The following is a 14,907-nucleotide window of genomic DNA, read 5'->3' on the forward strand; positions in this document are numbered from 1 at the left end:
GTGTTCCGTTCTTTACTGGCGTTCGTCCTGACACGCCGCCCGGTGGTGCTGCTGGGGCTGCTGGCCTTCATGGCCGCCGGCGTGCTGGCCTTCATCAAACTCAATGTCGAAGCCTACCCCAACCCGGCCCCGGTGATTCTTGAAATCACGGCCCAGGCCCCCGGTCTGTCGGCCGAAGAGATGGAGCGCTACTACACCCGCCCCATGGAGATCGGCCTGGCCACCACCATGGGGGTGGACAACATCCGCTCCACCTCGTTCTATGGTCTGGCCTTTGTGCGCGTCACCTTCAAGTACGGTGTCGAGTACGTGCCTGCGCTCACCCAGACCGCGCTCAACCTGCAGCAGAACGTCAACTTGCCTGGCGGCGTGCAGCCGCAAATCCAGGCATCCAGCCTGGTGGGTGAAATCCTGCGCTACCAGGTCAAGGGCCCGTCCACCTACAGCCTGACTGATCTGCGTGGCATCCAGGACTGGATCATCCAGCGCCGTCTGCTCACCGTGCCCGGGGTGGCCCAGGTCGTTACCTGGGGCGGCACCACCAAGGAGTACCACGTCGAAATCAACCCCGCCAAACTCGAAAGCTATGGCCTCACCCTGCAGCAGGTGCTCAGCGCCGTGGGCAATGCCAACAGCAACGTGGGCGGGCGCAACCTCAGCGTGGGCGAGCAATCGGTCAACGTGCGCGGCCTGGGGCTGGTGCGGGATGTGGCCGATGCCGGCAACATCGTCATCACCCAGCAAAACGGCTTGCCCGTCCTGGTCAAGGATGTGGCCTCGGTCAGCGTTGGCAGCGTGCCGCGCCTGGGCGAAGCGGGGCGCGATGCCGAGAACGACGTGGTCACCGGCGTGGTGGTGATGAACCGCCTGCAGCAGACCAAGGAGGTCATTGCCCGCGTCAAGGAGGCGGTGGACAAGCTCAATGTCGATGGCAGCCTGCCGCAGGGCGTTCAACTGGTGCCTTATTACGACCGATCCACCCTGGTCAACGTCACCACCCACACCGTCATCCACAACCTGATCTTCGGTTGCCTGCTGGTGTTCGTCATTCAGTGGATCTTTCTGGGCGACCTGCGCAGTGCAGTGATCGTGAGCGTCAACATCCCGTTTGCGTTGTTCTTCAGCATCATGATGCTGGTGCTCACGGGGGAGTCGGCCAACCTGCTGTCTCTGGGGGCGGTTGATTTCGGCATCATCGTCGACTCGGCGGTGATCCTGGTCGAAAACATCTTCCGCAACTTCCAGAAGAGCCCGCGTGAACGCATCAATGCCCTGCGCGCCATGACCCGCGGCCCGCACGGCATGGTCACCGACCCGGCCCTGGGCTGGACCCAGCGCCTGCGCATGATCTTCATGAGCTCGCTGCAGGTCGACAACTCGGTGCTGTTCTCCACGGTCATCACCATTGCCGCTTTCTCGCCGCTGTTCCTCATGACTGGGGTGGAGGGTCAGATTTTCGGCCCCATGGCCCGCACTTATGGCTATGCCCTGGCCGGCGCGCTGCTTGCCACTTTCACCGTCACGCCGGTGCTGGCCGCCTACCTGCTGCCGCGCCGCATCCAGGAGCACGAAACCCGCATCGTCGAGTGGGTGCGCAAGGCCTACGAGCCGGCCCTGCGCTGGTCACTGCAGCATGCCAAGACCGTGTGCGTGGGCGGTGTGGTGTTCCTGATCGCGGTCGGGGTGCTGGCCTCGCGACTGGGCAGCGAGTTCCTGCCGGCCCTGGAAGAGGGCAACCTGTGGATCCGGGCCTCCATGCCGCCCACCATCTCGCTGGAGGCCGGTACCGCCAAGGCCAACCGCATGCGCGAGATCATCAAGAGCTATCCCGAGGTGATCACCGTGGTGTCGCAGCACGGCAGGCCTGACGACGGTTCGGACGCCTCGGGCTTCAACAACGTCGAGTTGTTCGCCCCGCTCAAACCCTTTGACGAATGGCCCGCTGGCGTCAGCAAGGAGCAGTTGGTGGCCGAGTTGCAGGAGAAGTTCGCCCTCGAGTTCCCGGGGGTGGGCTTCAACTTCTCGCAGTACATCCAGGACAACGTGCAGGAGGGCCTGTCGGGCGTCAAGGGCGCCAACTCGGTGAAGATCATGGGGCCCGATCTGGTCACGCTGGAGAAGCTGGCCGTCGACGTGGTCGCCGTGATGAGCAAGGTTCCGGGCACCGCCGACATCGGCATCTTCAACACCCTGGGCCAGCCCAACCTCAACATCCAGATCGACCGCCAGAAGGCGGCCCGCTACGGGCTGAACACGGGTGACGTCAACACCGCCATCCAGGCGGCCATGGGCGGCACCGTGGCCACCACGGTGCTGGAGGGCGAACGCCAGTACGGCCTGAGCGTGCGCTACCTGTCGGCCCAGCGGCACGACCTTCAAAGTGTGCGTGATCTGCGCATCGGCTACACCACCACCGGTGGGGGCAACGCCTTCGTGCCCCTGCGCGACATCGCCGACATCACGCTGGACACCGGGGCCACCTACATCTACCACGAGCGCAACGAGCGCTACATCCCGATCAAGTTCAGCGTGCGCGAGCGCGACCTGGGCAGCACGGTGTCCGAGCTGCAACAGCGCGTGGCCGCCGAGGTCAAGCTGCCCGAGGGCTACCGCATCCAGTACGCGGGCGAGTTCGAGTCGCTGCAGCAGGCCAAGGCCCGCATGGGCGTCCTGATCCCGATGGCGATGGCGCTGATCCTGGTGCTGCTGTATGCGCTGTTCAGCAGCTTTGCCTACAGCCTGCTGGCCTTGGCGGCCGTGCCCTTCACCGTGGCCTGCGGCATCCTGGCCCTGTACGTGTCCGACCAGGTGATCAGCATCTCGGCGGTGATCGGCTTTGTCTCACTGCTCGGGGTCTCCGTGATGGACGGCATCCTGATCCTGAGCTACTTCAAGGAGCTGCGCCTGGCCGGGCAGAGCCCTGAAGACGCCATCTATGACGCCTACATCCACCGCATGCGGCCTCTGTTGATGACGGCCCTGTCGGCCTGCATCGGCTTGTTTCCGGCTGCGCTCAGCCACGGCATCGGCAGCCAGGTGCAGCGCCCGCTGGCCACGGTGGTGGTGGGCGGCATGTTGCTGGGGCCGGTGTTCCTGCTGCTGGTGGTGCCCGCCATGCGGCTCACCGTGCTGCGCCACCTGAAACTCAAGAAACGCCGCAAAGGCCTGGGTGGCGATGCGCTGGCCCACGAGGAGGATGCCCATGCTTGATTCATCGCGCCACATCGGTGGCCCGCTGCGCACCCTGGCACTGGGCCTGCTCAGCGCCGGCCTGCTGTCCGCGTGCGCCGTCGGCCCCGACTACCACGCGCCCCAGGCGCCCCAGGTCAGCGCCTTCACGCGCCAGGCTGATCCAGCGGCCCCCGCCGCCACGGCCGAGCTTCGTCCCGATTGGTGGTCGGCCTACGGCTCGCCCCGGTTGGACCGGCTGGTGCAACGCGCCCTCCAGCACAACCCCGGCATCGATGCCGGGCTGGCCAACTTGCGCCAGGCGCAGGAGCTGGTCACGGCCCAGCGCGGCCTGTTCTTCCCGCAGGTGCAGGCGGGCTACAGCGCCAACCGCCAAAACTCGGGGCGCGTGTTGTCTTCGCCCCTGGCCTCGGGGGCCAGCCTGTTCACCTTGCACACGGCCCAGGTCAGCGTGGGCTTTGTGCCCGACGTCTTCGGTGGCAACCAGCGTCAGGTCGAATCCTTGCAGGCCACAGCCGACAGCCAGCGCCTGCAGCTGGAGGCCCTGCGTGTCACGCTGGCCAGCAACGTGGCCTCGGCCGTGATCCAGGAGCAGTTGCTGGTCGAGCAGATCGCCGTGCTGGAAGAAGCCTTGCAGCTGGCGCAGCAGCAGCTGCAGCACACCCGCGGCCTGAAGGCCCAGGGCTACGCCAGCGGCCTGGATCTGGCCCAGCAGGAATCGGCTTACGCCCAGACGGCGGCCCAGTTGCCGCCCCTGCACAAGCAACTGGAGCAGACGCGCAACCTGCTGGCCGTGCTGTGCGGCGACTTCCCGGCCGCGGACCTGGGCGCGGTGCAGCAAGCCCCCGTCCGCTTGCCGGCCGAGTTGCCCCAGGCCTTGCCCTCTCAACTGGTGAGCCGGCGCCCTGATGTTCAGGCCGCCGAGGCCCAGTTCCATGCGGCCTATGCCCAGATCGGTGTGGCCACCGCCAATATGCTGCCGCAGTTCTCGCTCAGCGCCAACCTGGCGTATGCCGGTGGTGCGGTGGGCGGGCTGCTGTCGGCCGGCAACAAGGCTTGGGGGCTGCTGGGTGGTGTGAGTGCGCCCTTGTTCTCTGCCGGCACCCTGTCGGCCCGCAAGCGCGCGGCCGAGGCCGGGGCCGAGGCGGCTCAGGCCCAGTACCAGGGGGTGGTGTTGACCGCTTTCCAGAACGTGGCCGACACCCTGGTCGCCCTGCAGCACGATGGCCAGGCCCTGAGCGTGGCCCGCGATGCCGAGGCCGCCGCGCAAAACCTGCTGGGTCTGACCCGTCAGCAGTTTGACCAAGGCTACGTGGCCCAGCCCCAGTGGCTCAGCACACGGCAGGCCTGGCTGCAAGCTCGCCTGGCCCACCTGGCGGCGCAGGCGGTCTACCTGGGCGACACCGTGGCCCTGCACCAGGCTTTGGGCGGGGGCTGGCGCGATCAGCCAACCTTGGCCGGTCGCTGAACCTGACTGAATCCGGAAAGCAAAATGGGGCCGTTTTCACGGCCCCTTCTCTTTGGTGTGGTGCTTTCTCGCCGCTCAGAAACCCATGGCCAGACCGCTGTTGCGGCGCGGGTCATTGGCGCCATAGAAGCGGTTCTTGCCCACCGGCTTGCCGCCCAGCGAGGGCGCGCCGATCAGCACGGCGGCCAGGTGGTTGGCGGGTTGAGGTGCGCCCAGCTTGTGGCCGGCAGCTTCCAGCAGCTTGCGGGTGTCGGGCGAGATGGCGAAGTTCTCCATGTTGGTCACATCGGGCAGCCATTGCTGGTGGAAGCGCGGCGCATCCACGGCTTCTTGCACGTTCATGCCGTAGTCGATCACGTTCAGCAGCGTGTGCAGCACGGCGGTGATGATGCGGCTGCCGCCGGGCGTGCCGACCACCATCACGGGCTGGTTGTCCTTGCTGACGATGGTCGGGCTCATCGACGACAGCGGGCGCTTGCCCGGGGCGATGGCATTGGCCTCGCCCTGCACCAGGCCGTAGATGTTGGGCACGCCGATCTTCACCGTGAAGTCATCCATCTCGTTGTTCAGCAGCACGCCGGTGCCAGGCACCGTGACCTTGGCACCGAACCAGTCGTTCAAGGTGTAGGTGACCGACACGGCATTGCCCCAGCGGTCGGCAATCGAGTAGTGGGTGGTGTTGCTGCCCTCATGCGGCGCCACACCGGGCTTGATGTCCTTGGACACGCCGGCCTTGTTCGGGTCGATCACTGCGCGAACCTGCGCCGCATAGGCCTTGTCGGTCAGGCGGGCGATGGGGTTCTTCACAAAGTCGGGGTCGCCCAGGTAGCTGTTGCGATCCACATAGGCGTGACGCATGGCTTCGATCTGGTAGTGCACCGACTGGGCCGAGCGGAACCCCAGGTCTTTCAGCGGGTAGCCCTCGAGGATGTTCAGGATCTCGCAGATGATCACCCCGCCCGAGCTCGGCGGCGGTGCCGACACCACGTGGTAGCCGCGGTAGTCGCATTCGACCGGCGGCATCTCGCGGGTTTGGTACTGGTCCAGGTCGGCCTGGGTGATCAGCCCGCCACCGGCCTGGCTGGACTGGGTCAGGGCCTGGGCCACCGGGCCTTTGTAAAAGCCCTCGGGGCCCTTGTCGCTGATCGCCTTCAGGGTGCGGGCCAGGTCTTTCTGCACCAGCTTGTCACCCACCTGGTAGGGCTCGCCCGACTTGAGGAAGATGGCCCCCGAGGCCGGATCCTTGCGGAAGTCGGCGGTCGCGGTGTGCAACATGTCGATGTCACCCTGATCCAGCACAAAGCCCTGTTCGGCCAGGGCGATCGACGGGGCCAGCAGTTCCTGGCGCTTGAGCGTGCCGTACTTCTCGCGCGCCCATTCCAGGCCCGACACGCTGCCGGGCACACCCACGGCCAGGTGGCCATGCGTGCTCAGGCCTTTGATGACGTTGCCGTCCTTGTCGAGGTACATGTTCGGCGTGGCGGCCAGTGGGGCCTTCTCGCGGAAGTCCAGGAAGGTCTTGCGTCCGTCCGCCAGTTGCAGCGTCATGAAGCCACCGCCGCCCAGGTTGCCGGCGGCCGGGTACACCACGGCCAGCGCGTAACCCACGGCCACGGCCGCATCCACGGCGTTGCCGCCTCGCTTGAGCACATCCACCCCCACTTTCGTGGCCAGGTGCTGGGCAGCCACCACCATGCCGTTCTCGGCGGCCACGGGGGCCACCGAGGCGGCGTGCGCGACCCAGTGGAAACTCAGGAACAGGCAGCCCGTGAGCACCGTGGTGCGCAGGCGGGGCAGGCGTCGGGGGAAATTCATCCGGCTTCTCCTCGTTGATGTCTTGCGGGGGGGATCCCGGCCTCCAGGGGCTGGGTCGGGCCAGTTTAGGGGGCGTTGCTCAATTTATGATCAGGGAAATTGCCCTTGGCGGCGAAATGACTGTTTCATGAAATTTGACAATCTGGCTGACCTCAAGGTGTTGGTTGCGACCGCAGAGACCGGGGGCTTCACACCGGCGGGGCGCCGCTGCGGCCTCAGCACGGCTGCGGTCAGCGCGGCCATCAAACGACTCGAGACCAGCCTGGGCGTGCGCCTGTTCGAGCGCAGCACGCGCAGCGTGCAGCCGACCCAGGAGGGCCGGGTGATGATCGACCATGCCCGCCGTGCGCTGGAGCTGGTGGCCGAAGGGCAGGCGCTGGTGCGGGGAGGCGCTGCATCGCTCACCGGTAGCCTGCGCCTCACCACCTCATCGGCCCTGGCGCGGGGCCTGTTGCTCGACTGGTTGCCCGGATTTGCCGCGCAACACCCGGGGCTGGAGATCGACCTGCGTGTCACCGACACCCATGTCGATCTGGTGCGTGAAGCCATCGATGTGGCGGTGCGCTATGGGCCCTTGCCCGATTCGGGGCTGGCGGCCCGCTTGCTGGCGCCGTCGCACCGCATCGCCTGCGCCAGCCCGGCCTACCTGCGGCGCCGGGGTTGGCCGCAGCAGCCCCAAGACCTGACGCAGCACGAGTGCCTCACCTATGAAGTGCGGGGGCGCCTGTTGTGTGACTGGGCGTTCAGCCCCGTGGATGACGCCGATGGGGCTGCGGCGCCCATCACCGTACCGGTGCGGGGCGCCTTGCGCTGCAACGATGCCTCGGTGGCGCTGGACTGGGCTTTGCAGGGGCAGGGGGTGGTCTATCAGTCGGCCCTGCAGCTGGCAGCAGCCTTGGCCGACGGGCGCTTGCAGCGTGTGCTGCCCACCTGGCTGGGCGCGCCGGCACCGCTGTATGCGGTGCTGCCCAGCAATCGCTTTGTGCCGCCACGTGTGACGGTGCTGGTGGAGGCCCTGGCCGAGCTGTTCGCGCGCTCGGCTGCGGGGAAGATCGTGGGTTAAAAAAGGCTTGGCTGGTCAGGTGGGCCGCAGTGCGGCACCCGATGGCTGGCCAAAACGACCTTGGAGACACGGCTGTGGCCGTGCAAGGGTCGCCCCACGATGAAACTTTATTTGGTCAGGATCAGCTTGCCCAGACGGGTGGCCTGCAGGCGGTACAGCAGGCCGTTGTGCAAGATCTCGACCGTCTTCTGGCCGGCCAGCAGTTCCTGGCTGGGCACCACCCGGGGCGCCGAGCCGGCCGAGGCCGAAGGGCCACGCGACGGGGCCGGTGCGGTCTGAAACGGAGTGGACAGGGCGGTGAACTGGTTCATGGCGGCAAGTCGATGAAAAGGGGCTGGCTGGGTCTGCGGGACCGATGGTCGGCTCTGTAGACTGGCTGATGGGTGGATTATGCACTCAAATGAGAATGAATCTCATTAAAAAATTCAATCAACCCTGCTGTCGCCATGGCTCCAACCCTGCCACGGCGATCAGGCCAGCCGGCTGACCTGCACGGCGCAATCGTAGAAGGTGGGGCCGCGCCCCAGATCGGTCAGGGCCTGGCTGGTGAGTTCATTCACGTTGGTGCCGTTCAGGCCGAATTTGCGCCACCAGATGCCCAGGCCGTTGACCACGCCCGGGCGGGCCCGTTCGCTGACCTCGGCCTTGCAGTGGTAGTTGCCGCGGGCGTTGAACACGCGCACCACATCGCCGGTGCGGATGCTGCGCGGGCTGGCGTCGTCGGGGTGGATCTCCAGCACCGGCTCGGTCTCGATGTGGCGCAGGCTGGTCACGTTCACGAAGGTCGAGTTCAGAAAGTTGCGTGCTGGCGGCGAGATCATGGCCAGCGGCCAGGGCCCGGCCGGGTTGGGCAGCTCGTGATTGGGCAGGTGGTCGGGCAGGCCGTCCAGCCCCTGTGCCACCAGGGCGGGGCTGAGGAACTCACAGCGCCCCGACGGGGTGGGAAAGCCCCCTTCGGCAAAGGGCGCATCGGCCAGCGGCAGGCTGGCAAAGCCCTGGTGCTGCAACTGCGCGTGGTCGATCCGGTCGCCAAAAGCCTGTCGGCACAGGGTTTCGTCGTCTTCGGCAAAGCAGGGCTCGGTGTAGCCCATGCGCTGTGCCAGGCGGCGGAAGATCTCGCTGTTGGGCAGGGCCTCGCCCAAGGGGGCAATGGCCGGGCGGTTCAGCAGCACGTCGGTGTGGCCATAGGCCAGGTGAATGTCCCAGTGCTCCAGCTGGGTGGTGGCCGGCAGCAGGTAGTCGGCGTAGTCGGCGGTGTCGGTCTGGAAATGCTCCAGCACCACGGTGAACAAATCCTCGCGGGCGAAGCCGGCCGCCACCCGGGCCGAATCCGGGGCCACGGCCACGGGGTTGCTGTTGTAGACCACCAAGGCCTCGATGGCCGGGCCAAAAGCGGGCGAGGCGGGCTGGTTGAGCGCATCGCCGATGGTGGACATGTTGATCAGGCGCGGTCTGCGTTCACCCAGCAGGTCCGGGCGCTGCAAGGTCTGGCGCTGCACCGGGAATTGCCCCGAGCTCGACAGCAACACGCCACCGCCGCGCTCGCGCCAGGCGCCCGTCAGCGCGGGCAGGCAGGCAATGGCGCGCACCGCATTGGCGCCGCCGCGCACGCGTTGCACCCCGTAGTTGAGTCGGATGGCCGCCGGCCGGGTATGGGCATAGTCGTGTGCCAGTCGCGTGATCTGTTCCACCGGCACGCCGCACACCTCGGCGGCGCGCTCAGGCGGCCACTGCAGGGCACGTTCGCGCAACTCGGCCCAGCCCAGCGTGTGGCGCTCGATGTAGTCATGGTCCAGCCAGTCGTGCACGATCAGTTGCTGCATCAGCGCCAGGGCCAGCGCGGCATCGGTGCCGGGGCGCAGAGCGATGTGCTCATGGCATTTCTCGGCGGTCTCGCTGCGGCGCGGGTCGATGCATACCAGGCGGGCGCCCTGTCGCTTGGCCTCTTGCGCGATGCGCCAGAAGTGCAGGTTGCTGCCGATCGAGTTGCTGCCCCAGATCACGATCAGCCGGGCCTCGGCGAAAAACTGCACCTTCATGCCCACCTTGCCGCCCAGGGTGTGGACCAGGCCCGCGGTGCCTGCCGACGAGCAGATGGTCTGGTCCAGCCGGCTGGCGCCCAGCCGATGGAAGAAGCGTGCCGCCATGCCGTCGCCTTGCACCAGCCCCATGGTGCCGGCGTAGCTGTAGGGCAGCACGGCCTCAGGGTTGCGGCCTGCGATGGCGGTCAGGCGTTGTGCAATGTCGCTCAGGGCCTCATCCCAACCCACTTGCACGAACTGGCCCGAGCCCTTGGGCCCCACCCGCTTCATCGGGTGCAGCAGGCGATCCGGGTGGTAGGTGCGCTCGGGGTACTTGGACACTTTGGCGCACAGCACGCCACCGGTCAGCGGATGGTCCGGGTTGCCTTGCACGCGCGTGGCAACGCCATCCTTCACGGTGGTCAGCAGCGAGCAGGTGTCGGGGCAGTCGTGGGGGCAGGCGCCAAGCACCTGGGTGTCGTCAATGGGCTGGTTCATGGGGCGTTGTGGGTCGGTGGGCCGCATCGGCCCGCTGTGTTTCAACGCATTGTCATACAGCGTGACAGGCGTTATGGTCGAAAGCCCATGCTCGCACCACCGTCGCTCTCTCCGGCTGATTCACCGCGGCATCCGTCCAGGCGTCGCCTGGTGCAACTGACCTGTTCGGCCTGCGCGGCCAGCCTGGCCGGCCCGGCCTGGGCGCGTGGCCCGGGCGAGGTCCCGCTGGTGCTCGGTCAGTCGGTGCCCCTGACCGGCCCCACGGCCCACTTGGGGCGCAACTACGTCCAAGGGGCCCAACTGGCTTTTGACCAGTTCAATGCCGCCGGCGGCATCGCCCGGCGCGCCATCGAATTGCGCATCCAGGACGACGGTTATGAGGCCGACCGTTGCGCCGACAACACACGTCGTTTTATCCAGGATGATGTTTTTGCCTTGTTCGGGTATGTCGGGACGCCCACCAGCCTGGCCGCCATGCCCCTGGCCCTGGGCGCCCGCGTGCCCTTTGTGGCTCCCCGCACCGGCGCGCAAGCCGTGCGCGAACCTTTGCACCGCCCTGTCTTCGTCATCCGGGCCTCGTACCGCGAGGAGTTGGCGCTGATCGTGTCCAGCCTGCGCGCCCGAGGGGTGCGCCGAGTGGCGTTGCTGCGCCAGGGGGATTCGTACGGCGATGCCGGCCTGGACGGCCTGACCCGTGCGCTGGCGGCGCAGGGCCTGGGGCTGCTCGGCCAGGCCAGCATCGAGCGCAACTCGCTGGACGTCAGCGCCGCGGTGCGGGCCCTGGCCCCCTTGCGGCCGGAAGCCATCGTGCTGGTGTGCACTTACCAGGCCGCCACCGCCTTTGTGCGGGCGGTGCGCAAGGCGGGCTTTGCCGGCTTGTTTGCGGCGGTGTCCTTTGTGGGAACCCAGGACATGATCGACACCCTGGGGCGAGACGGCGCCGGGTTGATGATCTCTCAGGTCATGCCCTCACCCTACGTCAACGTCCATCCGCTGGCCGTGCAGTTCAGGGCGGCGGCCCACAGGGCGGGGGGGCGTGTGGCGCTGACCTATTCCGCCATCGAAGGGTATCTGGCCGCCTCGGTGCTGGTGGCCGGTCTGCAAGAGGCTCAGCGCCGGGGCCGCCTGAGCCGCGAGGGGCTGATCGAGGGGTTGGAGTCCCTCGGACGGCGAGAGATTGCAGGCTTTCCGATCGAATTGGGGTCGGCCAGCCACGTGGCCAGCCACTTTGTCGAGCTCTCCACGCTGGTGGGCGACGGCACGCTTCGAACCTGACTCAGGCTATTTCGCGCACCCCGCCCAGGCCTTGCAGAAACTGTTCGCAACGGCCCAGTTGCTCCAGGCTCACGTACTCATCGGGCTGGTGAGCCTGCTCGATGCTGCCGGGCCCGCACACCACGGTGGGGATGCCGGCCTGCTTGAACAGCCCCGCTTCGGTGCCGAAGGCCACCAGTGTGGTGCCTGCTGTGCCGGCCAGGCGCTGCGCCAGGCGGGTCACGGCGTCGTCGGCCGAGCCCAGGAAGGCCGGCACCTCGCAGATCGGCTCGAAGCTGAAGCCCGTCTCAGGGCTCACCTTTTGCATGCCGGGCTCCAAGGCACGGGCCGCTGCCACCACCTGCGATTGCAGGGCCAGCGCGTCCACAGTGGGCAGGTTGCGGAACTCGTAGCGGAACTCGGCGTCGCGCGGCACCACGTTGTCGGCAATGCCGCCGTGGAACTGACCCACGCTGGCGGTGGTGTAGGGCACGTCAAAGCCCGCGTAGCGGGGCTCGTCGCGCTCGAAGCCCTCGGCCATGTCACGCAGATTGCCCACCAGTCGGGCCGCCATCTCGATGGCGTTGACGGATTGAGGCGTCAGCGACGAGTGCGCCTCCTTGCCGCGCACACAGCAGCGGTAGCGGTACACGCCCTTGTGGGCAATGGCCGGCACCATCAGCGTGGGTTCGCCCACGATGCAGGCCAGGGGCTGGATCTGCGCGTCACGCAGGTCGGCGATCAACTCCTTCACCCCCAGGCAACCCACTTCTTCATCAAAACTCAGCGCCAGATGGATGGCGAACGGGGCCGGGCTGTCCAGAAAGTGCTGGGCCTGGGCCAGGGCGATGCCGATGAAGGCCTTCATGTCGGCCGAGCCCCGCCCATACAGGCGGCCATCGCGCACCATGGCCGACAGCGGGTCTGTTCTCCAGGCCTGGCCGTCCCAGGGCACCGTGTCGGTGTGGCCCGACAGAATCACCCCGGCCGGCTTGCCCTCACCCAGGGTGGCAAACAGATTGGCCTTGGTCTTGTCGGCGTTCCAGGTCAGGCGGCTGGCCACACCCAGGCGCAACAGCTCGTCGCGCACGAAGTGGATCAGTTCCAGGTTGGAGTTTCGGCTCACCGTGTCCATCCGGACCAGGGTCTGTGCCAATGCAAGGGCTCGATCGGAAATCATGGTTGGCATTGTGGATGATGTGCGCAGATGGCGCAGAACTTGCGGCAAAGCCCTGCCCATTGCTAGACTGATTCATTCAGCGCCCACTACATCACCATGCAAATCCTTGATTCCATCGTGGCCCAGGCGGCCGGCATCGCGGCTGTGCGCCGCGACATCCATGCTCACCCCGAGTTGTGTTTTGAAGAGCTGCGCACCGCCGACCTGATCGCGGCCAAGCTCACCGAATGGGGCATCCCGGTGCACCGCGGCCTGGGCAAGACCGGTGTCGTCGGCATCGTCAAGGGCGGTGACAGCCCGCGCGCCATCGGCCTTCGGGCCGACATGGACGCGCTGCCCATGCAGGAGTTCAACACCTTTGCCCATGCCAGCCGGCACGCCGGCAAGATGCACGCCTGCGGTCACGATGGCCACGTGGCCATGCTGCTGGCGGCGGCCCAGCACCTGGCCCGCCACCGTGATTTCGATGGCACGGTCTACCTGATCTTCCAGCCGGCCGAAGAGGGCGGTGGCGGCGCCCGCGAGATGGTCAACGACGGCCTGTTCGAGCAGTTTCCCATGCAGGCCGTGTTCGGCATGCACAACTGGCCCGGCATGCCGGTGGGCACCATGGCGGTCAGTCCCGGCCCGGTGATGGCCTCGACCAGCGAATTCAAGATCACCGTGCGAGGCAAGGGTGGCCATGCCGCGCTGCCGCACACCGGCATCGACCCGGTGCCGATTGCCTGCCAGATGGTGCAGGGCTTCCAGACCATCATCACCCGCAACAAGAAGCCGGTCGACGCGGGCGTGATCTCGGTCACCATGCTCCACGCGGGTGAGGCCACCAATGTGGTGCCCGACAGCTGCGAGATGCAGGGCACGGTGCGCACCTTCACCACCGAGGTGCTGGATCTCATCGAGCGCCGCATGTCCGAGATCTCGCAGGGCGTGGCGGCGGCCTTCGGGGCCGAGTGCCATTTCGAATTCGTGCGCAACTACCCGCCCACCATCAACCATCCCGCCGAGGCCGAGTTCGCCCGCAGCGTCATGGTCGACCTGGTCGGTGCCGACAAGGTGTTGCCGCAAGAGCCCACCATGGGGGCGGAAGATTTCGCCTACATGCTGCAGGCCAAGCCAGGCGCCTACTTCTTCATTGCCAACGGCGACGGCACGCACCGTGAGATGGGCCATGGTGGCGGCCCCTGCATGCTGCACAACCCCAGCTACGATTTCAATGACGACCTGATCCCCTTGGGTGGCTCGCTGTGGGTGCGGCTGGTCCAGAAGTGGTTTGCCCAGCAGCCTGAAGGGGTTTGACCATGCTGGCGGTGCCCCAGGCCTTTGCCAGCCGTTACGCCGAGGCGCGCGTGCGGTTTCTGGAGGCTGCGGCCCAGGCCGGCCTGCCGATCGAGTCACACCCTCACCCCTTGCCGGGCCGCGATGGCGAAGCCCTGGCCATGGACGTGGTGCGTGACGGCCCGGCGGACGCCCAGGCCCTGTTGATCGTCAGCAGCGGCTGCCACGGGCTGGAAGGCTTTTGTGGCTCAGGTGTCCAGGTGTTCGCATTGCACGATGCCGAATGGCGTGAGCGGGCCCACGCGGCCGGCGTGGCCGTGCTGTATGTGCACGCACTCAACCCCTACGGTTTTTCGCACCTGCGTCGGGTCACGCATGAAAACGTCGACCTGAACCGCAATTTTCAAGACTTCAGCCAGCCTCTGCCGCTCAACGAGGCCTACCGCGAACTGGCCCCCTTGCTGCTGCCCGAGGTGTGGCCACCCGATGCCGCCAATCAGGCGGCCATTGCCGACTTCATGGCCCGGCGCGGCGAGGCCGCCTTCCAGGCCGCGGTGGCGCGAGGTCAGCACGAGTTTCCCCAGGGCCTGTTCTTCGGCGGCCAGGCCCCCACCTGGAGCCACCAGACCCTGCGCAACGTGCTGCGCCAGCACGGCCGTCAGGCTGGCCGCCTGGGCTGGATCGACTTGCACACCGGCCTGGGGCCCAGCGGCGTGGGCGAGCGCATCTTTGCCGGCCGCAACGACCCGGCCGCCGTGGCCCGGGCCCGCGCCTGGTGGGGCGGCGCCGGCGCCACGCCGGTCACCTCGATCTACGACGGCTCCTCCAGCTCGCCCTTGCTCACCGGCCTGATGTGGGAGAGTGCCTACCAGGAATGCCCGCAGGCCGAGATCACCGGCATCGCCCTGGAGTACGGCACCCAACCGGTGTTGCAGGTGCTGCACGCCCTGCGTGCCGAGCATTGGCTGAACGGGCACCCCGAGGCCCCGGCGCCCCTGGCCGAGGCCATCCGCCAGCAGGTGCTGGCAGCCTTCTACACCGACACCGACGCCTGGAAAGGCCAGATCATCAGCCAGGCCCGCCAGGCCTTGTTCCAGGCTGTCGATGGTCTGGCCTGAGCCGAGCGCCCGCCTTTCACCTT

Annotated in this window: 10 protein-coding genes; 6 read left to right on the forward strand and 4 right to left on the reverse strand. The window is 67.2% G+C overall.

From position 1 onward, the window contains the following. Both AC07PT_RS19055 and AC07PT_RS19060 read left to right on the forward strand, forming a co-directional pair. Positions 1–3,210 carry an efflux RND transporter permease subunit gene (locus tag AC07PT_RS19055; RefSeq protein ID WP_492349277.1) on the forward strand — a complete coding sequence of 1,070 codons (3,210 nt, stop codon included), beginning with the start codon at positions 1–3 and terminating at the stop codon, positions 3,208–3,210. Next, positions 3,203–4,657 carry an efflux transporter outer membrane subunit gene (locus tag AC07PT_RS19060; protein WP_494657722.1) on the forward strand — a complete coding sequence of 485 codons (1,455 nt, stop codon included), beginning with the start codon at positions 3,203–3,205 and terminating at the stop codon, positions 4,655–4,657. The genes AC07PT_RS19055 and AC07PT_RS19060 overlap by 8 nt, the downstream gene beginning before the upstream one ends. A gap of 75 nt (positions 4,658–4,732) precedes the next feature. On the opposite strand, the gene ggt is transcribed toward AC07PT_RS19060, so the two are convergent. Next, entirely contained in the window at positions 4,733–6,472 is a 1,740-nt protein-coding gene (gene ggt, locus AC07PT_RS19065) for a gamma-glutamyltransferase (RefSeq protein ID WP_494657723.1), read from the reverse strand. 127 nt (positions 6,473–6,599) lie between these two features. Here ggt and AC07PT_RS19070 point away from each other — a divergent pair, with 127 nt between their 5' ends. Further along, on the forward strand, positions 6,600–7,535 hold the full coding sequence (locus AC07PT_RS19070; RefSeq protein WP_494657724.1) for a LysR family transcriptional regulator: 936 nt from the start codon (positions 6,600–6,602) through the stop codon (positions 7,533–7,535). A gap of 107 nt (positions 7,536–7,642) precedes the next feature. Here AC07PT_RS19070 and hemP read toward each other — a convergent pair whose 3' ends face one another. Both hemP and AC07PT_RS19080 read right to left on the reverse strand, forming a co-directional pair. Then, entirely contained in the window at positions 7,643–7,846 is a 204-nt protein-coding gene (hemP, locus tag AC07PT_RS19075) for a hemin uptake protein HemP (protein WP_492349273.1), read from the reverse strand. 159 nt (positions 7,847–8,005) lie between these two features. After that, entirely contained in the window at positions 8,006–10,054 is a 2,049-nt protein-coding gene (locus tag AC07PT_RS19080) for a molybdopterin-containing oxidoreductase family protein (RefSeq protein WP_494657725.1), read from the reverse strand. A 150-nt stretch (positions 10,055–10,204) separates the two neighbouring features. On the opposite strand from AC07PT_RS19080, the gene AC07PT_RS19085 reads away from it, so the two are divergent. Continuing rightward, complete coding sequence (locus tag AC07PT_RS19085; protein WP_494657726.1) at positions 10,205–11,329, forward strand: ABC transporter substrate-binding protein; 1,125 nt, start codon at positions 10,205–10,207, stop codon at positions 11,327–11,329. 1 nt (position 11,330) lies between these two features. On the opposite strand, the gene argE is transcribed toward AC07PT_RS19085, so the two are convergent. Continuing rightward, entirely contained in the window at positions 11,331–12,488 is a 1,158-nt protein-coding gene (gene argE, locus AC07PT_RS19090) for an acetylornithine deacetylase (RefSeq protein ID WP_494657727.1), read from the reverse strand. A 96-nt stretch (positions 12,489–12,584) separates the two neighbouring features. Here argE and AC07PT_RS19095 point away from each other — a divergent pair, with 96 nt between their 5' ends. Then, on the forward strand, positions 12,585–13,787 hold the full coding sequence (locus AC07PT_RS19095) for a M20 aminoacylase family protein (protein ID WP_494657728.1): 1,203 nt from the start codon (positions 12,585–12,587) through the stop codon (positions 13,785–13,787). Between the two features lie 2 nt (positions 13,788–13,789). After that, a complete protein-coding gene (locus tag AC07PT_RS19100) occupies positions 13,790–14,884 on the forward strand; it encodes a M14 family metallopeptidase (protein WP_494657729.1) in 1,095 nt (364 codons plus the stop codon). Positions 14,885–14,907: the final 23 nt, after the last annotated feature.

Source organism: Curvibacter sp. GW821-FHT09D12 (assembly GCF_059416245.1).

Bases quoted from the DNA above. Each gene is read 5' to 3' on its own strand.
- AC07PT_RS19060 (WP_494657722.1), top strand. From the start codon at position 3,203: ATGCTTGATTCATCGCGCCACATCGGTGGCCCGCTGCGCACCCTGGCA.
- ggt (WP_494657723.1), bottom strand. From the start codon at position 6,472: ATGAATTTCCCCCGACGCCTGCCCCGCCTGCGCACCACGGTGCTCACG.
- AC07PT_RS19070 (WP_494657724.1), top strand. From the start codon at position 6,600: ATGAAATTTGACAATCTGGCTGACCTCAAGGTGTTGGTTGCGACCGCA.
- hemP (WP_492349273.1), bottom strand. From the start codon at position 7,846: ATGAACCAGTTCACCGCCCTGTCCACTCCGTTTCAGACCGCACCGGCC.
- AC07PT_RS19080 (WP_494657725.1), bottom strand. From the start codon at position 10,054: ATGAACCAGCCCATTGACGACACCCAGGTGCTTGGCGCCTGCCCCCAC.
- argE (WP_494657727.1), bottom strand. From the start codon at position 12,488: ATGATTTCCGATCGAGCCCTTGCATTGGCACAGACCCTGGTCCGGATG.
- AC07PT_RS19095 (WP_494657728.1), top strand. From the start codon at position 12,585: ATGCAAATCCTTGATTCCATCGTGGCCCAGGCGGCCGGCATCGCGGCT.
- AC07PT_RS19100 (WP_494657729.1), top strand. From the start codon at position 13,790: ATGCTGGCGGTGCCCCAGGCCTTTGCCAGCCGTTACGCCGAGGCGCGC.